The 20,852-nt window shown below is 44.7% G+C and carries 11 protein-coding genes and 1 pseudogene; all 12 read left to right on the forward strand.

Annotation, left to right across the window (positions count from 1 at the left end):
• A partial coding sequence (locus CVP04_RS10510) for an EF-Tu C-terminal domain-related protein (RefSeq protein ID WP_479873616.1) occupies positions 1-245 on the forward strand: 245 nt, incomplete at its 5' end.
• A gap of 1,534 nt (positions 246-1,779) precedes the next feature.
• Complete coding sequence (gene ltrA, locus CVP04_RS10515) at positions 1,780-3,501, forward strand: group II intron reverse transcriptase/maturase (protein WP_100297470.1); 1,722 nt, start codon at positions 1,780-1,782, stop codon at positions 3,499-3,501.
• 268 nt (positions 3,502-3,769) lie between these two features.
• Positions 3,770-4,183 carry a preprotein translocase subunit SecE gene (secE, locus tag CVP04_RS10520; protein ID WP_100297471.1) on the forward strand — a complete coding sequence of 138 codons (414 nt, stop codon included), beginning with the start codon at positions 3,770-3,772 and terminating at the stop codon, positions 4,181-4,183.
• A 1-nt stretch (position 4,184) separates the two neighbouring features.
• Positions 4,185-4,736, forward strand: a complete 552-nt coding sequence (gene nusG, locus CVP04_RS10525) for a transcription termination/antitermination protein NusG (RefSeq protein WP_100297472.1) — start codon at positions 4,185-4,187, stop codon at positions 4,734-4,736.
• Positions 4,737-4,887: 151 nt separating this feature from the next.
• Positions 4,888-5,316 carry a 50S ribosomal protein L11 gene (rplK, locus tag CVP04_RS10530; protein ID WP_100297473.1) on the forward strand — a complete coding sequence of 143 codons (429 nt, stop codon included), beginning with the start codon at positions 4,888-4,890 and terminating at the stop codon, positions 5,314-5,316.
• 3 nt (positions 5,317-5,319) lie between these two features.
• Positions 5,320-6,009 (forward strand): 50S ribosomal protein L1, encoded by a 690-nt coding sequence (gene rplA / locus CVP04_RS10535; protein WP_100297474.1) that lies wholly within the window; start codon positions 5,320-5,322, stop codon positions 6,007-6,009.
• A gap of 286 nt (positions 6,010-6,295) precedes the next feature.
• A complete protein-coding gene (gene rplJ / locus CVP04_RS10540; RefSeq protein WP_100297475.1) occupies positions 6,296-6,787 on the forward strand; it encodes a 50S ribosomal protein L10 in 492 nt (163 codons plus the stop codon).
• 51 nt (positions 6,788-6,838) lie between these two features.
• On the forward strand, positions 6,839-7,207 hold the full coding sequence (gene rplL / locus CVP04_RS10545) for a 50S ribosomal protein L7/L12 (RefSeq protein ID WP_100297476.1): 369 nt from the start codon (positions 6,839-6,841) through the stop codon (positions 7,205-7,207).
• A 259-nt stretch (positions 7,208-7,466) separates the two neighbouring features.
• On the forward strand, positions 7,467-11,495 hold the full coding sequence (rpoB, locus tag CVP04_RS10550; protein WP_100297477.1) for a DNA-directed RNA polymerase subunit beta: 4,029 nt from the start codon (positions 7,467-7,469) through the stop codon (positions 11,493-11,495).
• A gap of 97 nt (positions 11,496-11,592) precedes the next feature.
• Positions 11,593-15,864 (forward strand): DNA-directed RNA polymerase subunit beta', encoded by a 4,272-nt coding sequence (rpoC, locus tag CVP04_RS10555; RefSeq protein WP_100297478.1) that lies wholly within the window; start codon positions 11,593-11,595, stop codon positions 15,862-15,864.
• 730 nt (positions 15,865-16,594) lie between these two features.
• The gene (locus tag CVP04_RS10560) at positions 16,595-19,090 is read left to right on the forward strand and encodes an ESPR-type extended signal peptide-containing protein (protein WP_100297479.1); all 2,496 of its coding nucleotides are present in this window, start codon (positions 16,595-16,597) and stop codon (positions 19,088-19,090) included.
• Between the two features lie 153 nt (positions 19,091-19,243).
• Positions 19,244-20,852, forward strand: a pseudogene (locus CVP04_RS10570) (hypothetical protein); the annotation flags it as partial.

The following is a 20,852-nucleotide window of genomic DNA, read 5'->3' on the forward strand; positions in this document are numbered from 1 at the left end:
AAGAAGAAGGTGGACGTCACACTCCATTCTTCAAAGGTTACCGTCCACAGTTCTACTTCCGTACAACTGACGTAACAGGTACTATCGAGTTACCGGAAGGCGTAGAAATGGTAATGCCGGGCGACAACATCAAAATGACAGTAAGCTTGATTCACCCAATCGCGATGGATCAAGGTTTACGTTTCGCGATTCGTGAAGGCGGACGTACAGTTGGTGCTGGTGTGGTAGCGAAAATCATTAAATAGTGCGACAAGTTGTTGTACTTATGGCAGTAACTACTTATATATCAAGTGGTTACTGTTGAAAGTAAGCGGTCTTCGCACCGCTTACTTTCGACTATTCTGATAACTCAATGGAGTTTGAAAGGGTAGGCAGGCTAGAAAAGGAGCGTTGCTCAAGATCTAGTTCTAAGTTGGTATATTAAATAATCCAACTCAAAAGATAGTCAGGTATGATTTTCACCCTGATGTATTCTAATATGAAGTTATTTATTAGAAGAGAGTAAGCAAAATCCGCTATTTGAGTTACCCATACTCACCCGTTTTGAGAATTTATTTAACACCTACTATAAATAAAGCCCAAAGATACCGTAGCAGTCTGAAACGGATCGAATAAGAGGAAGTGGAATTTCTCTATATTGATTGCCACCTTTACTATACTTATCTTTACTAAGGGACATTCTCTCAGGAGAAATACCCATTGAGTCTGAGAATAATGGCTCCCGTAAAATGCTTTCGGTTACAGCAAGGTATTCTTACGGCACAAATTTACCTAAACTTTCCCAAACATACTCTCTTAATCCATTAAAGAAATGGATTTAATATCTATAGCTTTAATTTAAAGGAGTTGTAGGGTTAAGTCGTTAAATTGACAATATCATTGCATTATTGCTAATGAGTAAAGCAAGATTTGTAAAGCATAGGTAAGGGCTTATTTATTGCTGTATTAGGTCACTGACTTAGTAAGTATGCGTAAGCTGTTATTACCATTGTTACAATCAACGATGTTGAAGATATAAGCTGTACAACAATGTTGATGAGAGTAACCTGCTATGTAACTAGCAGTAACCTAGGGATAGTGCATTATTGGTAACGATAATGTGCGGAGCTTCCTGACAATGTACGCCCTGAAAAGGTTATTGAACTTGTGAGAGAACAATAAGAAAACATTAAACTACATAATGTTGAGCGGCTAGGTTGAATGAAAAGATAAACGCAAAGTGAACCACTGATAAACTTCGTTAGATTTGAAGAGCCTACGGTAGTTATTGGCTCTAACCAAAACGGTATGCAGCGGGTTATTCCTTTTATTTGTGGGAATACGTTACCAAATCGCTGTCGGAGAATAGATGGTATCTTCCTCATTCGTGTGGTAATAATGGAACTTGGTAAGCCTATATTTTCGCCTGAAAAGGCAGGTAAAGCGTAAGCAATACTGTTGAAAGTGTAGGTAAAAGAGGTTAGAGAAAGCGAATGTTGTGCTGTAATGGTACAAATAGGGTATGAAATATGACCTAACCCGAAAGGGTGCAGACTTCTAACTGGTCTTTCATCGCAAGATGTCTGACAAATTCCTTAGTGGCTTTGGCAGAGAAATAAGAAAGCGAGCGTTGGCTTGCAGATTAGTGATAATCAAACAAACCAACGTAAGCACTCTTTATCTCACACAGATAACAAGAGTGTAAGTCTATTGGTAACGATAGCAACTCTTGTACGTGTCCAAACTGCTAGAGGAGCTATTTAATTACCAAGAAAGACTTATCTCTTCACGGAGGTAAGTATGAAAGAGCGAACTCATCATACTAAGAAATTAGTAGGCAGTCCAGCTCCAACGACCTCACACATATCACAATGGCATTATATCGAATGGTATAAAGTGAATAGGTATGTGAAAGGAATGCAGGTGCGGATTGCGAAGGCAACACAGGAAGGTGATTGGCGTAGAGTTAAAAATCTACAACGAATGCTGACCAACTCGTTTTATGCGAAAGCATTAGCAGTAAGACGAGTAACTGAAAATAAAGGCAAACGAACCGCAGGTGTCGATAAAACGATTTGGGATACCCCTAAATTGAAATGGCAAGCAATTAGTGAACTTTCAAGCAAAAAGTATAAACCAAGCCCACTAAAGCGAGTGTTTATACCAAAAGCGAACGGAAAGCAACGCCCACTGGGTATTCCGACTATGAAAGACAGAGCGATGCAAGCCTTGCACTTGTTGGGATTACAACCTATTGCAGAAACCTTAGCTGATACGAGTTCTTATGGATTTCGACTAAGTCGTTCAACGGCAGATGCGATAAACCATATACATAGCATCTTCTCTTTAAGAGGAGAAAAGAAATCAGCGGAATGGGTACTTGATGCAGACATACAAGGTTGTTTTGACCACATTAGCCACGATTGGCTTATTCAGCACATTCCAATGAATAAATGGATTTTGCGGAAATGGTTAAAATCGGGTGTGGTTGAATTTGGACAGCTAAAAGCAACGAAAGAAGGCACTCCGCAAGGAGGTATAATTTCGCCAACATTAGCAAATATGGCACTAGACGGAATGGAAACTTTGCTTGCCGAACATTTTGGCAAAAAGCAAAGTAGACAGATAATCCGTAACAAAACCTATATGGTGCGATATGCAGACGACTTTATTATTTCAGGAAGTTCAAAAGAAATACTGGAAGAAAGAGTTATCCCATTAGTTAAAGATTTCTTGGCAGAACGTGGATTAACGCTGTCAGAAACGAAAACTAAAGTCGTACATATTGATCAAGGATTTGACTTTTTAGGTTGGACAGTTAGACGGTTCAAACGGAAAGTACTTATTAAGCCAAGTAAGAAAAATGCAGAAGCATTTTATCGAAAAGTGAAGAAAGTATTGACTGATATGAGAACGGCTAAACAGCCCGATGTCATTAAAGTATTAAATCCAATGATCAGAGGTTGGGCAAACTACCACAGACATATTGTTGCAAAAACAACCTATAATCGAATGGATTGGCTGATATGGCAAGCACTATGGAAATGGTGTCGTCGCCGACATCCAAATAAAGGGAAACGTTGGATAAAAGCGAAATACTTTTGTACTACAGCAACCCGAAAATGGATATTTGGCACAGTAGATACCAATAGTAAAGGCGAGCTATATCCACTAGATTTACTCTATTGTAGTGATACTAAGATAAAACGACACAATAAAATAAAAACAGATTACAATCCGTTTTTACCTGAATGGGAATTATATAAAGAAGTATTAAACCAACGCAGACTTTATGAAGAGCAATCTCATAGACAGCAATGGCAAGCTTTATTTAAAGACCAAAGAGGGAAATGTGCGTTATGTCAGGGTATGATTACGAGAGAAACAGGTTGGCACGATCATCATATTACTTACAAAGTACTTGGTGGTTCGGATAGCCTAAGCAACCGATGTTTGGTACACCCAACGTGTCATACACAAATTCACGCCTTGAATTTGAAAGTAGTGAAGCCGACTGTTTAGCAGTTAATAGAAAGGCTTGAGCTGTATGCGGAGAAATTTGCTTGTACAGTTCTTAGGGGGCTAGGTTGCAGTAATGCAATCTGGCTACCCGATATTTGTAGAAACGTATTAAAAACGTTATCGACAGAAGAAAGGGTATCGAAAGATACCCTTTTTGTTACGCACAAAAAATATATGCAAAAAATTAATAGGCAATAAAATCAGAAAATGCTACAATCACGCGTTCAAAGCAGATCCCTATTTTAAAAATCAAATAATGGATTAAATTATGTCGTTAGAAATCGAGAAAAAGAAAAACACCCCTGAAGTTGTTGATACGCAAAAAGCGAAAGGGCTTAATACTTTTTTATGGCTATTGGCTTTAGTTGTAGTGGCGGTAGCAGCGTTAGGTAATATTTATCTTGTAGAAAAATTCTCCACACCGATTCGTGTTGTCGGCGTTGTGATCTTATTGCTGATTGCATTGGGTATTGCCGCGTTAACTAATCAAGGTACGAAAGCTCGCGGTTTCTTGAAAGATTCAAGAACGGAAATGCGTAAAATTGTTTGGCCGACTCGCCCGGAAGCGATGCAAACTACATTGATCGTAATGGGTGTAACGGTTGTCGTCTCTTTGATTTTATGGGGATTAGATTCGATTATTGTCTCCTTGATTACGTTTTTAACAGATTTGAGGTTCTAAAATGACAGAGAATGCACCTAAAAAACGCTGGTATGTTTTACAAGCTTTTTCCGGTTTCGAAAGTCGCGTAGCAACCACATTGCGTGAATATATTAAATTGCACCAAATGGAAGATCAGTTTGGTGAAGTGTTAGTTCCGACGGAAGAAGTGGTTGAAAATGTCGGTGGAAAACGTCGTAAAAGCGAACGTAAATATTTTCCGGGCTATGTTTTGGTTCAAATGGAAATGAACGATTATACTTGGCAGCTGGTACGTAGTGTGCCGCGCGTAATGGGATTCATCGGCGGTACGCCGGATAAACCCGCACCGATCAGTAATCGTGAAGCAGATATTATTTTAAATCGTTTAGAGCAAAATTCCGATAAACCGAAACCGAGAACTACCTTCCAACCGGGTGAAGAAGTGCGTGTAACGGAAGGGCCGTTCGCCGACTTTAACGGTACCGTAGAAGAAATCGATTACGAAAAAGGTCGTTTAAAAGTGTCGGTGTCGATCTTCGGTCGTGCAACACCGGTCGATCTTGAATTCGGTCAAGTGGAAAAAACAAACTAATTTTTAACCGCACTTATATTGAATATAAAAGTGCGGTCGAAATTTCAGTAATATTTTACTTGAAATCACGGTTGTATTTGATTAAAATGCAACCCTTTTTAAACACTGGGGAGCTAGTAATAGCGCGATTACCCGTTCAGAGGAAACTAAAATGGCAAAAAAAGTCCAAGCCTACGTTAAGTTGCAAGTTGCAGCTGGTATGGCAAACCCTTCACCACCGGTTGGTCCTGCATTAGGTCAACAAGGTGTAAACATTATGGAATTCTGTAAAGCGTTCAATGCGCGTACCGAAAGCTTAGAAAAAGGTTTACCGATTCCTGTGGTTATCACGGTTTATGCAGACCGTTCATTTACATTCGTAACTAAAACTCCACCGGCTGCCGTATTGTTGAAAAAAGCAGCAGGTATCAAATCCGGTTCCGGTAAACCGAACAAGGATAAAGTGGGTAAAGTAACTCGTGCGCAAGTGCGTGAAATCGCAGAAACAAAAGCGGCGGATATGACCGGTGCGACTGTTGAAACAAAAATGAAATCTATTGAAGGTACCGCACGTTCAATGGGTTTGGTAGTGGAGGACTAATCAATGGCTAAACTAACCAAACGTATGAAAGCAATCAAAGCGGGCGTTGATTCAACCAAAGCTTACGAAATCAATGAAGCGATCGCAGTATTAAAACAATTTGCGACTGCAAAATTCGTTGAAAGCGTGGATGTCGCGGTCAATTTAGGTATCGATGCGCGTAAATCTGATCAAAACGTTCGTGGTGCAACCGTATTACCACACGGTACCGGTCGTAGCGTTCGTGTTGCGGTATTTACCCAAGGCGCAAACGCTGAAGCGGCTAAAGCTGCCGGTGCAGATTTAGTGGGTATGGAAGATCTTGCGGAACAAGTGAAAAAAGGCGAAATGAACTTTGACGTAGTAATTGCTTCTCCGGATGCAATGCGCGTTGTCGGTCAATTAGGTCAAATTTTAGGTCCGCGCGGTTTAATGCCGAACCCGAAAGTAGGTACAGTAACTCCAAACGTTGCCGAAGCGGTTAAAAATGCGAAATCCGGTCAGGTGCGTTACCGTAATGATAAAAACGGTATTATCCATACCACAATCGGTAAAGCGGATTTCTCAGCCGAACAATTAAAAGAAAACTTACAAGCGCTATTAGCAGCATTAACTAAAGCTAAACCTTCCACAGCGAAAGGTATCTTTATTAAGAAAGTAAGTATTTCTACTACTCAAGGTGCAGGTGTTGCTGTTGATCAAAGCAGCTTATAATTTACCCTAAACCTTTACAAGGGCGTAAGTTATGTATATAATATACGCCCTTGTTTATGCCGAAAGGCATAAGATTTCTGATGGTGCTTGACCTTTTCAAGCCCCGTCCAAGACCGTAGGGGAATGATGTTTATTCTTAATAATCCTGCGTAGATGGTGAGCAGAATAAGAATTTTTCTTGCTTCTGTGCACCTTAGGCTCAAAGAAAGCAACACGAAAGTGCGGTCTTTTTTTGAGATTTTTTATAATTCCGAGCAATCGGAGTGTATTCAGGAGCTAAAAGCCAATGGCATTAAATCTTCAAGACAAACAAGCGATTGTTGCTGAAGTAAATGAAGCAGCCAAAGGTGCCCTATCAGCAGTGATCGCGGATTCTCGCGGTGTAGCCGTTGATAAAATGACTGACTTGCGTAAAGCAGCTCGCGAAGCCGGCGTTTCTATGCGTGTCGTGCGTAACACATTGTTACGTCGTGCGGTAGAAGGTACGGATTTCGAATGCTTAAAAGACACGTTTGTCGGTCCTACACTTATCGCATTCTCTACCGAACATCCGGGTGTTGCGGCACGTTTGTTCAAAGATTTTGCAAAAGCAAACGATAAGTTTGAAATTAAAGGTGCAGCCTTTGAAGGTAAGATCCAAGATGTTGAATTCTTAGCGACATTACCGACTTACGACGAAGCGATCGCACGTTTAATGGGTACGATGAAAGAAGCGGCGGCAGGCAAACTTGCTCGCACTCTTGCGGCATACCGCGACAAATTACAAGAAGCGGCTTAATTCAAGCCTTTCTTAACTCGTTTAATTTATTTACTTTAGGAATTGATTGTTATGTCATTAACTAACGAACAAATCATTGAAGCGATTGCTTCAAAAACTGTAACTGAAATCGTAGAATTAATTTCTGCAATGGAAGAAAAATTCGGTGTTTCTGCAGCAGCAGCGGCAGTAGCAGTAGCACCAGGCCCGGCAGAAGCAGCTGAAGAAAAAACTGAATTCGACGTAGTTCTTGCAGCAGCAGGCGCTAACAAAGTCGCTGTAATCAAAGCAGTTCGCGGTGCAACCGGTTTAGGCTTGAAAGAAGCTAAAGACTTAGTTGAATCTGCACCTGCAGTATTGAAAGAAGGCATCGCTAAAGCTGAAGCTGAAGCGCTTAAGAAAGAATTAGAAGAAGCCGGTGCACAAGTAGAAATCAAATAATCTTTGATATTCTGTTTTGCCCTGTTTTTTCAGGCTTAATGGCTGGTGGGAATCCATCAGCCATTTTGTGCTATATCCTAAGGCTGAAATAACTTTACCGTTTATTTATTTTAGTCTGCTCGAATGAAAGTTCATTTAGAGTGTCAACCCACTAGAGAAGTAAGGTTCAGAGTGCGGTCGAAAAAACGGTCAATCATTGCCGCGATGTCATAATTCAATTTGTGCGGTTGGGTCACTGAACAGCAAGCAGAGGAACCCTATGGTTTACTCATATACCGAGAAAAAACGTATTCGTAAAGACTTCGGCAAACGTCCGCAAGTTTTAAATGTACCTTATTTATTAACTATTCAACTCGATTCGTTTGATAAATTTATTCAAAGAGATCCGGAAGGTCAGCAAGGTTTAGAAGCGGCATTCCGTTCCGTATTTCCGATCGTAAGCAATAACGGAAATACCGAGTTGCAATATGTCAGCTATCAATTAGGCGAGCCGGTTTTTGACGTCAGAGAATGTCAAATCCGCGGGACCACTTTTGCCGCGCCGTTGCGTGTTAAATTACGCTTAGTCAGCTATGATAAAGATGCGGCGCCGGGCACAATCAAAGATATTAAAGAACAAGAAGTTTATATGGGAGAAATCCCATTGATGACCGATAACGGAACCTTTGTTATCAACGGTACCGAACGTGTTATCGTATCGCAATTACACCGCAGTCCGGGCGTATTCTTTGACAGCGATAAGGGTAAAACCCATTCTTCAGGTAAAGTATTATATAACGCACGAATCATTCCTTACCGCGGTTCGTGGTTGGATTTCGAATTTGATCCGAAAGATAATTTGTATGCGCGTATCGACCGTCGCCGTAAATTACCGGCAACCATTATTTTACGCGCGTTAGATTATTCGACCGAAGAAATTTTAAATCTTTTCTTCGATAAAATCGTTTTCGAAATTAAAGACAATAAATTATTGATGACTTTGGTGCCGGAAAGATTACGCGGCGAAACCGCTTCTTTCGATATCGAAGCGAACGGTAAAGTTTATGTTGAACGCGGCAGACGTATTACCGCTCGTCACATTCGTGCATTAGAGAAAGATCAAGTGACGCAAGTGGACGTGCCGACCGAATATATCGTCGGTAAAGTCGCTGCAAAAGATTACGTCGATTTAGAAAGTGGCGAGTTAATTTGTCCGGCGAATATGGAACTTTCGCTTGAATTGTTGGCGAAATTATCTCAAGCCGGCTACAAAACAATCGAAACCCTATTTACTAACGATTTAGACTTCGGGCCTTATATTTCCGAAACTTTACGCGTAGATCCGTCAAGCGATCGTCTTAGCGCATTAGTCGAAATCTATCGAATGATGCGTCCTGGCGAACCACCGACAAAAGAAGCGGCGGAAGGCTTATTCGACAACTTATTCTTCTCGCAAGAACGCTATGATTTGTCTGCGGTCGGTCGTATGAAATTCAATCGCTCTTTAGGCATCGATGATGCGAGCGGCAGCGGTATTTTAAGTAAAGAAGATATCGTTAGCGTAATGAAAAAATTGATCGACATTCGTAACGGTCGCGGCGAAGTGGACGATATCGACCACTTAGGTAACCGTCGTATCCGTTCGGTCGGCGAAATGGCGGAAAACCAATTCCGTATCGGTTTAGTTCGCGTAGAAAGAGCGGTGAAAGAACGTCTTTCTCTAGGTGATTTAGATGCGGTAACGCCACAAGATTTAATCAACGCAAAACCGATTTCGGCTGCAGTGAAAGAATTCTTCGGTTCATCCCAACTTTCACAATTTATGGACCAAAACAACCCGTTATCGGAAGTAACGCACAAGCGTCGTATTTCCGCATTAGGTCCGGGCGGTTTGACTCGCGAACGTGCGGGCTTCGAAGTGCGAGACGTTCACGCAACTCACTATGGTCGCGTGTGTCCGATCGAAACCCCTGAAGGCCCGAACATCGGTTTGATCAACTCTTTATCCGTTTATGCGCGTACTAATGATTACGGTTTCTTAGAAACTCCGTATCGTAAAGTGGTAAACGGTCAAGTGACCGAAGAAATCGAATATTTATCCGCTATCGAAGAAGGTAAATATGTGATTGCGCAGGCGAACTCAAATCTTGATGAAGAATTGCGTTTCACTGACGCTTTCGTTACTTGTCGTGGCGAACACGGCGAGTCCGGTTTATATCGTCCGGAAGAAATTCATTATATGGATGTTTCCACTCAACAAGTGGTTTCAGTCGCGGCGGCATTAATTCCGTTCCTTGAGCACGATGATGCGAACCGTGCGTTAATGGGTGCGAATATGCAACGCCAAGCAGTACCGACCTTGCGTGCGGACAAACCGTTAGTAGGTACAGGTATGGAAAAACCGGTTGCGCTTGACTCCGGTGTGGCGGTCGTGGCAAAACGCGGTGGTACGATTCAATACGTCGATGCTTCCCGTATCGTAGTAAAAGTCAACGAAGACGAAACCGTTGCGGGCGAAGCGGGTATTGATATTTACAACTTAATTAAATACACCCGTTCGAACCAAAATACCTGTATCAACCAAATTCCTTGCGTGGAATTGGGCGAACCGATCGAACGTGGCGAAATCTTGGCCGACGGTCCGTCAACGGATTTAGGCGAATTGGCGTTAGGTCAAAATATGCGCGTGGCGTTTATGCCTTGGAACGGCTATAACTTCGAAGACTCAATGTTAGTTTCCGAACGCGTTGTACAAGAGGATCGTTTCACTACCATCCACATTCAAGAATTATCTTGCGTGGCGCGTGATACCAAACTCGGTTCCGAAGAAATTACGGCGGATATTCCGAACGTCGGTGAAGCGGCATTAAGCAAACTTGACGAATCCGGTATCGTATATATCGGTGCGGAAGTGAAAGGCGGCGACATTCTTGTGGGTAAAGTGACACCGAAAGGTGAAACTCAATTAACTCCGGAAGAAAAATTGTTGCGTGCGATTTTCGGTGAAAAAGCTTCTGATGTTAAAGATTCTTCATTGCGCGTACCGAACAGTGTTTCCGGTACGGTTATCGACGTACAAGTCTTTACCCGCGATGGCGTGGAAAAAGACAAACGTGCGTTGGAAATCGAAGAAATGCAATTAAAACAAGCGAAAAAAGACCTTGTTGAAGAATTGGAAATCTTAGAAGCCGGTTTATTCGCACGCGTGCGTAACATCTTAATCGCCGGCGGCGCAGATGCGAGCCAGTTGGATAGAATGGAACGCAGCAAATGGTTAGAGCAAACCTTAGCTGACGAAGAAAAACAAAATCAGTTGGAACAACTTGCCGAACAATACGAAGAATTGCGTAAAGACTTCGAACACAAATTAGAAGTCAAACGTGGCAAAATCATCCAAGGCGACGACTTGGCGCCGGGCGTATTGAAAGTGGTGAAAGTTTACCTTGCGGTGAAACGTCAAATCCAACCGGGTGATAAAATGGCGGGTCGTCACGGTAACAAAGGGGTTATCTCGAAAATTAATCCGGTTGAAGATATGCCGTATGATGAAAACGGACAACCGGTTGACATCGTATTGAACCCGCTGGGCGTTCCGTCTCGTATGAACATCGGTCAGATCCTTGAAACCCACTTAGGTTTGGCGGCGAAAGGTATCGGCGATCAGATCAACGCAATGATCAAACAAAAACAAACGGTTGAAAAATTGCGCGGCTACATTCAAAAAGCTTACGATCTGGGCGGCGGTTCACAAGTCGTGGATCTCAACACCTTTACCGACGAAGAAGTAATGCGTTTGGCGCAAAACTTGCGTAAAGGTATGCCGCTTGCGACACCTGTGTTCGACGGCGCGCACGAGGAAGAAATCAAAGAGTTGTTACAACTCGGCGGATTACCGACCTCCGGTCAGATCACCTTATATGACGGTCGTACCGGTGAAAAATTCGAGCGTCCGGTTACCGTAGGTTATATGTATATGCTCAAATTGAACCACTTGGTTGACGACAAAATGCACGCGCGTTCAACCGGTTCTTACAGCCTTGTGACCCAACAACCGTTAGGCGGTAAAGCGCAATTCGGTGGTCAACGTTTCGGTGAAATGGAGGTGTGGGCATTGGAAGCATACGGTGCGGCATATACCTTACAAGAAATGTTAACCGTGAAATCCGATGACGTGAACGGTCGTACGAAGATGTACAAAAATATCGTCGGCGGCACGCATCAAATGGATCCGGGTACGCCGGAATCTTTCAACGTAATTATGAAAGAAATCCGTTCGCTCGGTATCAATATTGACTTGGACGAAGAATAATCCGAGCGATAAAAACGCTAAAGTACGCCCAAGTGCGGTGGAAATTTTAAAAATTTTGACCGCACTTGAATAAGTTTAACTCCGACAGGAGCAAATTGTGAAAGACTTAGTTAAGTTTTTAAAAGCACAATCAAAAACTTCCGAAGATTTTGATGTGATTAAAATTGGATTAGCCTCACCGGATATGATCCGTTCTTGGTCATTCGGTGAAGTTAAAAAACCGGAAACCATTAATTACCGTACCTTCAAACCGGAGCGTGACGGTCTTTTCTGTGCGCGCATTTTCGGGCCGGTGAAAGATTACGAATGTTTATGCGGTAAATATAAACGTTTAAAACACCGCGGCGTGATTTGTGAAAAATGCGGCGTTGAAGTGACCCAAGCAAAAGTACGCCGCGAACGTATGGGACATATCGAATTGGCTTCGCCGGTGGCGCATATTTGGTTCTTAAAATCCCTTCCGTCCCGTATCGGTTTATTATTAGATATGCCGTTGCGCGATATCGAACGTGTGCTTTATTTCGAATCTTATATTGTTATCGAACCGGGAATGACCGATTTAGAAAAAGGTCAGTTATTAACCGAAGAACAATATATGGACGCGGAAGATCGCTGGGCGGACGAATTCGATGCGAAAATGGGTGCGGAAGCGATCCAAGCCTTATTGCGCGATATGGATTTAGAAGCCGAATGCGAAACCTTACGCGAAGAATTACAAGAAACCAATTCCGAAACCAAACGTAAAAAAATTACCAAACGTTTGAAATTATTGGAAGCGTTTATTCAATCCGGCAACAAACCGGAATGGATGGTAATGACCGTATTACCGGTATTACCGCCGGATTTACGTCCGTTAGTGCCGCTTGACGGCGGTCGTTTTGCCACATCCGACTTAAACGATCTATACCGTCGTGTGATCAACCGTAACAACCGTTTAAAACGTTTATTAGACTTAATCGCGCCGGATATCATCGTGCGTAATGAAAAACGTATGTTACAAGAATCCGTTGATGCCTTGTTGGATAACGGTCGTCGCGGTCGTGCGATCACAGGTTCTAACCGCCGTCCGTTAAAATCGCTCGCGGATATGATCAAAGGTAAACAAGGTCGTTTCCGTCAAAACTTATTAGGTAAACGTGTTGACTATTCCGGTCGTTCCGTAATTACGGTAGGTCCATACTTACACCTACATCAATGCGGTTTGCCGAAGAAAATGGCATTGGAATTATTCCGTCCGTTTATTTATGCGAAATTAGAAAGCCGTGGCTTTGCCACCACAATCAAAGCGGCGAAGAAAATGGTTGAGCGTGAATACGCGATCGTTTGGGATATTCTTGCCGAAGTCATTCGCGAACATCCGATTTTATTAAACCGTGCGCCGACATTACACCGTTTGGGTATTCAGGCGTTCGAACCGATCTTAATCGAAGGTAAAGCGATTCAGTTGCACCCGCTCGTTTGTGCGGCGTTCAACGCGGACTTCGACGGAGACCAAATGGCGGTTCACGTTCCGTTAACGTTGGAAGCGCAATTAGAAGCGCGCGCGTTAATGATGTCAACCAACAACATTTTATCACCGGCGAACGGTGAGCCGATTATCGTTCCGTCACAAGACGTTGTATTAGGTCTTTACTATATGACCCGCGACAAAGTGAACGGCAAAGGCGAGGGAATGTTATTGCAAGATCCGCGCGAAGCGGAAAAAGCTTACCGCACCGGTCAGGCGGAATTACATTCGCGCGTAAAAGTGCGTATCACCGAATATGTGAAAAATGCGGCGGACGAATTTGTCGCGCAAACCAATTTGGTCGATACCACCGTCGGTCGTGCGATTTTATGGATGATTGCACCGAAAGGAATGCCGTTCAGCTTGTTTAACCAAACGCTAGGCAAAAAAGCGATCTCCAAATTAATTAATGAAAGCTATCGTCGTTTGGGCTTGAAAGCCAGCGTATTATTCGCCGACCAAATTATGTACACCGGTTTTGCTTATGCGGCACGTTCCGGTTCATCCGTCGGTATCGACGATATGGTGATTCCTGCGAAGAAATACGACATTATTTCCGCGGCGGAACAAGAAGTCGCCGAAATTCAGGAACAATTCCAATCCGGTCTTGTGACTGCCGGCGAACGCTATAACAAAGTGATCGATATTTGGGCGGCAGCAAACGAACGCGTTGCCAAAGCGATGATGGAAAACTTGTCTTCCGAAGAAGTGATTAACCGCGAAGGTAATCCGGAAAAACAAGCGTCTTTCAACAGTATCTTTATGATGGCGGATTCCGGTGCGCGTGGTTCTGCGGCACAGATTCGTCAGTTAGCGGGTATGCGTGGTTTGATGGCTCGTCCGGACGGCTCGATCATCGAAACACCGATTACTGCGAACTTCCGTGAAGGTTTGAACGTTCTTCAATACTTTATTTCAACCCACGGTGCGCGTAAAGGTTTGGCGGATACCGCATTAAAAACAGCGAACTCCGGTTACTTAACCCGTCGTTTGGTTGACGTGGCGCAAGACTTAGTTATTATCGAAGACGATTGCGGCACGCACGAAGGTATCGTGATGACTCCGTTAATCGAAGGCGGTGATGTGAAAGAAGCGTTGCGCGATCGCGTATTGGGTCGTGTGGCGGCGGAAGATATCTTAAAACCGGGTACGGATGAAGTCTTGATTCCGCGCAATACCTTATTGGACGAAAAACTTTGTGACGTGATCGATGAAAACTCCGTTGACAGCATTAAAGTTCGTTCCGTGGTAACTTGTGACACCGATTTCGGCGTTTGTGCGAAATGTTACGGTCGCGACCTTGCGCGCGGTCACTTGATTAACCAAGGTGAAGCGGTCGGTGTTATCGCGGCGCAATCAATCGGTGAACCGGGTACACAGTTAACGATGCGTACCTTCCACATCGGTGGTGCGGCGTCTGCAGCGGCGAAAGAATCCGGTGTACAAGTGAAAAATACCGGTACTTTGCGTTTAGCGAACGTCAAATTCGTTACTAACAAAGAAGGCAAATTGGTCTTAACGTCGCGTAATACCGAATTAACCATTATCGACGCCTTCGGTCGTACCAAAGAACACTATAAAGTGCCTTACGGTGCGGTATTGAACAAAGCGGACGGTCAAGAAGTTACCGCCGGCGAAAACGTCGCGAACTGGGATCCGCATACAATGCCGGTCGTTTCCGAAGTGAGCGGTTTCGTGAAATTTGTGGACATCGTGGACGGTTTAACCGTCACTCGTCAAACCGACGAATTAACCGGCTTGTCCTCAATCGTGGTGCAAGACGTGGGTGAACGTGCGACCGCAGGTAAAGACTTACGTCCGGCGTTAAAATTAGTGGATGCGCAAGGCAATGACATCTTCATTCCGGGCACCGACGTATTAGCGCAATATTTCTTACCGGGTAAAGCGATCGTGACCTTGGACGACGGCGCGGAAGTGTCAATCGGTGAACCGTTGGCGCGTATTCCGCAAGAATCTGTGGGTACCAAAGATATTACCGGTGGTCTTCCGCGCGTTGCGGACTTGTTTGAAGCGCGTAAACCGAAAGAGCCGGCAATCTTGGCGGAAATTTCGGGTATCGTCTCCTTCGGTAAAGAAACCAAAGGCAAACGTCGCTTGTTAATCACTCCGGCGGAAGGTGAAGTTTACGAAGAAATGATTCCGAAATGGCGTCAACTTAACGTATTCGAAGGCGAAATGGTACAACGCGGCGATTTAATCTCCGACGGTGCCGAAACGCCACACGATATTTTACGTTTACGCGGCGTCCACGCAGTGACAGACTACATCGTGAACGAAGTGCAAGAAGTTTACCGCTTACAAGGGGTAAAAATTAACGATAAGCACATCGAAGTCATCGTTCGTCAAATGTTGCGTAAAGCGATTATCACCAAAGCTTACGATTCCGAGTTCCTTGAAGGCGAACAAGTGGAAGTGGCTCGCGTGAAAATCGTCAACCGCAAACGTGAGGAAGAAGGTAAACCGCTAGTCGAGTTCGAACGCGAATTGTTGGGTATCACCAAAGCGTCTCTTGCGACCGAATCCTTCATTTCTGCGGCGTCGTTCCAAGAAACCACACGCGTGTTGACTGAAGCGGCTGTTGCGGGTAAACGCGACGAATTACGCGGCTTGAAAGAAAACGTGATCGTAGGTCGCTTGATTCCGGCGGGTACCGGTTTTGCTTATCACCAAAATCGTCAGAAAAACCGCGCGGCAGGCATCGTAGAAGCCGAAGTACCGGTTAAACCGGTTAAGCTATCGGCGGTTGATGATGAAGAAATCGCATCGGAATTTACTTTCACTGCAGATGAAGCAACGGCAAGTTTAGCCGAAATGCTGAATATGGCGGATGAAGCCGAATAAAAGGTAAAAAATCCATAAATATAGTAACCGCACTTTAGTGATTAAAGTGCGGTTATTTTTTTGTCAAAAAAGTAAAATTTGGAAGTATTGCTTTTATTTTTATACCGAAAAGGAGTTATTTTTCAGGTTTATATAGTAAACTTTTGTAAAATAGTGTAAATTACCGTCAGATTTGGCAGGTTTTTTAGACGCAAGGATTGACAAAAAATCGAATTAATCTATATTTTCACTGGCGCACTGGCGCACTGGCGCACTGGCGCACTGGCGCACTGGCGCACTGGCGCACTGGCGCACTGGCGCACTGGCGCACTGGCGCACTGGCGCACTGGCGCACAACCTATACCGGAACTACATAACGTTGTATTTGAGTGTTAGGTTTCATATTGAAGTTTGAGATCGCCGTTTTAAATGTTTTTACGAAATCCTTTAAAACGGCGATTTGTTACAATATGAAAAAGTATTGGATAGTTTTAGGAATATCGCCATTTGGAGCGTTTATGCTCTGAATGGTTTTTTCTTGTGTTAAGCAAGATAAAATAGTTGGATTTTATTTATGTTGTAGCGCCGCCGCATTAATTGTGTGAACAACGCAATTAATGCGGCGGCGTGTTATTGCAAAGGATTGGGATAAGTAGTTCCGTTTTGCGCTGTTTACAAACGCAAATTTTGCCGTTCGCCAAGAACGGATTTGTTGTTTTATTGGTTTCAATTTTATCGTAGGAAAGTTTTTATGAACAAAGTTTTTAAAGTTATCTGGAATCACGCCACTCAAAATTTCGTGGTCGTTTCCGAATTGGCCGCTGCCCGCGGTAAAAAGAAATCCTCGCAATCATCATCGACAAGCTCGTTTTTTGATGACGCGGTGAAATTAAGTGCGGTCACTTTATTTGCCATTTCCGTCGCACCGAATGCCGAAGCGGCGGTATCTATCGGCAGTACGATTGGTAATGCAATGTATGCTTCAGGCGCAACCAGCGACGGCAGAACCTCAATCGCAATCGGGCTGAATGCGAATGCCTACTCTCCGACGGGCGGTACAAACGGTGCGGTGGCGATTGGTCCTAATGCCACGGCGAACGGTTCGCAAACCGTTGCACTTGGCGGCAACGCTTCGGCATTGGGAGATCAATCGATGGCGATCGGTAACGATGCCAGTGCGAACGGACGCGGTTCCATTGTCCTAGGCGGCGATGATTCGGGTTATACTTTTACAAAAGATACATCACCGGGTTATTATCGCGCGGGAACGGCAGATAAGTTTAAAACTTCAACTGCAGCGGGGAATGCATCCGTCGTGGTGGGCGTTCACGCACAGGCGTTAAGCCAAGGTTCAACGGCGATCGGTGTCGGCGCTTTAGCCGGTTTTGGCAACGGAACCGCCAGCACGACGGATCTAAATTCAATTAATACCACCAATAATACCGAAGCGACGGCGATCGGTGCCTTTGCCGTTGCCGCAAGCAATCATTCCACCGCGATCGGTGCTAATGCCACGGCAAACGGCGTGGATGCCACCGCACTTGGTTCAAAAACAAAGGCAAACAGCATTTATTCTTTTGCAGCCGGTTATAACGCCAGCGCAATAAGTGCCAAAGATATTGCCATTGGTACGGATGTCATTGCGCAGGGCGCAAATAACGACGCCAATTCAAAAGTGCCAAGCATTGTTATCGGTTATGAATCCAATGTCACGGGCGACGTTTCAACCGCAATCGGGGTAAAAAACACCATTTCCGGCACGGATAAAAATAAAAACGCAATTAGTGGCGTGAATATTTTGGGTCACGATAATACGGTGACGAACGCCAGCGGTGTAGGCATTTTGGGGAATAACAACGTCGTGAACAGCGGAACCGATACGCACGATGTGTTTATCCTTGGTAATGATGTGAAAAATGTCGTGAGCGATTCCGTTTTCTTGGGTAGCGGTTCCGCTTATACCGCGAGCGGCGATTCAACGAAAGGCAACAGCAAATCTTATACTTCCGATAGTAGCGTTATTTCAGGCAAAAACCTAAATTTTGCCGGCGGTAATATTGTTGCCGGTGTGGTCAGCGTCGGTAACGGTACTACAATCACTCGTCGTGTTCAAGGCGTTGCACCGGGGTTAATTTCTGCAACCAGCACCGATGCTATTAACGGCAGCCAACTTTTCAGCGTGGCTCAAGCGTTAAATCAACAAATTAATAACTCCGTAATACATTATTTCAGCGTAAATAGCACCGGTGGCAATAACTATAATAACGACGGCGCGAAAGCGGCGGATTCTATCGCAATCGGCAAAGACAGCACGATTGCCGATCTAGCCGCTTCAAGTATCGTGTTAGGCAATAACACCACGATTTCCAATTCTGCGCGCGCAAATAATACCGCGATCGGTAGCTCCGCAACGATTCAAGGCGGACAAGACAGTATTGCTTTTGGTACGGGCGCAACGATCGGCAGCAATGTTCAAAACAGTGCCGTAGCTATCGGTAACGCCAGTAAAGTGGAAGCGGCGCAAGGCGGCGTGGCGATCGGTAACGGTTCGACCGTCAACTCTTCCGCCAATGACGGCGCGATTGCTATCGGGCAAAAATCTAATGTCACCGGTATCAGCTCTATTGCTTTGGGTAATAACGCCAGCGTCACAGGCGCACAACAAGGCTCGATTGCAATCGGTAATAACACCAATGTCACCAGCACAGGCGAAGGTACGGTTGCTGTGGGTTCAGACACCAATGTCACCGTCGGCAATGCCGTGGCTGTGGGTGACAATGTAAATATCAGCGGACAATATTCCGTTGCAGTAGGATCTTCAAGTAATATTTCAAGCAATGCCGTTAGTGCGGTGGCGATTGATCACGGCAGTAATGTATCCAAAAACTATGGTATCGCTATTGGTAACGGCAGCTCGGTATCCGGCGACGGACTTAACGGAACAGCCTTAGGGCAAGGTTCTTCGGTTACTGCACAAAATGCGGTAGCTATCGGTAGCGGCAGCGTGGCAGACAGACAGGCTTGGGATTCAGCGGGTTACACGCCTTATATCCCGTCAACCGCTAGCAGCGCGCAAAAAAACGCCATTGAAGCCACAAAAGCGGCGAACGGCGGCGCGATCAGCGTGGGATCTTCAACGATCAAACGTCAAATTATCAATGTCGCGGCAGGCTCGGCGGATACCGATGCCGTTAACGTCGCGCAATTAAAAGCCGCAGTGTCCGAAGCCTCATCCGCTGCAACGTGAAATATTTTAGAAGGCAGCACGAAGAAAGACGAAGTAGGTTCAAACGATAACGTCAGCTTTGCCAACGGCAACGGCACGACGGCAAACGTATCCTTTAATTCGGCGACAAACACTTCAACGGTAACATATTCGGTCAATCAATCCGGCTTAACCGTGGCGGCGGACGGCACGGTAAGTGCGGTGCAAAACGGTAACAATTTCGCCACGGCGGAACAAGTGGCTAAAGCGATCAATGAATCGGAAAAAACCACCACGGTAAAAGGATTAGGTAATGTCACCGTCACCGGCACAACCACCGGTACTGTTACCAACTATAATGTTAGCCTAAGCGAAAGCGCCAATAATTCATTGGCGAAAGCGGATACCGCTTTACAATCTTGGACGGCACAAGTCGGTGGTCAAGACGCTAAAATTATCACAAAAGACAACAATAAACTGAATTTTGTGAACGGCAAAAATATCAATATTACCAATGAAAACGGCGATATTCGCGTGTCCACTGCGGATAGCGTCACATTCACCGACGTTAAAACCGATACATTGAATATCGGCGATAAAGTTACGATCAACAACACCGGCATTAACGCAGGCAATACCAAGATCACCAATGTAACGACGGGAACAGCAGATAATGACGCGGTGAACGTGAAACAATTAAATGATACCGTTGCCGCAAATAAAGTCGTTGTTCAAGCGGGTAAAAACACAATGGTAACACCAAGCAATGACGGCAAATTATATACCGTTGACGCTTGGGATACGCAAGTTGAAGCCGGAGACGGTTTAACTTTATCCGACGGCGCCTATAAAAACGACGCCGAACAAAAACGCGGCTATAAACTGGATTTAAGCCAAACCACTAAAGACAACATCCAAAAAGGTGTGGATGCGAATACCACCGTGACTACAAAAGGGATTACCTTTAACGGCAACAGCGGTTCAACCGGTGCGAAGATGTTAGGTAGCGCGTTGTCGATTACCGCAACGGGTAAAGGCGGCGCGGTCGCTAACACCACGGCAACGGACGCGGGCGTGGTAGTGAATATCGATACCACGGCATTGGAAACGAATATTAGCAAAAATGCGGAAAATATTACGAAAAATGCCGCTAACATCACGAATAATGCGGAAAATATTACGAAAAATGCAAGTAATATTACCAATAACACCAATGCGATCAATACGTTAAAAACCAATACGATTAAATTGAGCGGTGATGACAGTTCGGTCACGAACGCGCAACAACTGGGTCAAGACGGCGGTATTCAGTTTAATATTGTTGGCAATGATCAAATCGCGGCGAGCGCTTCAGGCAGCCAAGTGGCGTTAAGCATTAAAGACGGCTCGATCGGCACGACTCAACTTGCCAACCAAGCGGTCACCGGTGATAAAGTGGCGAACAAAACGTTGGATAAAACCCAAATCAAGACCGGTAATGTGACTTCCGGCACACCGAACTTATTGACAGTGGCGAACGGCACGGATCGTTTGGTGGGCACGGACGACTTGGTGTTATCCGTCAACACGGACAACTTAGCGAGCGCAACCAATATCAGCTACAAAGCAAATGGTGACACGGCGAAAGCGGTGAGCCTAGCAACGGGCTTTAACTTCACCAACGGCACGACTACCGTGGCGAGTGTGAACGATAACGGTGTGGTCAGCTTTGATTTAAACCAAGCGACGAAAGACAACATCCAAAAAGGTGTGGACGCGAATACCACCGTGACCACAAAAGGGATCACCTTTAACGGCAACAGCG

It is taken from the genome of Caviibacterium pharyngocola (genome assembly GCF_002795405.1).
Classification (GTDB): domain Bacteria; phylum Pseudomonadota; class Gammaproteobacteria; order Enterobacterales; family Pasteurellaceae; genus Caviibacterium; species Caviibacterium pharyngocola.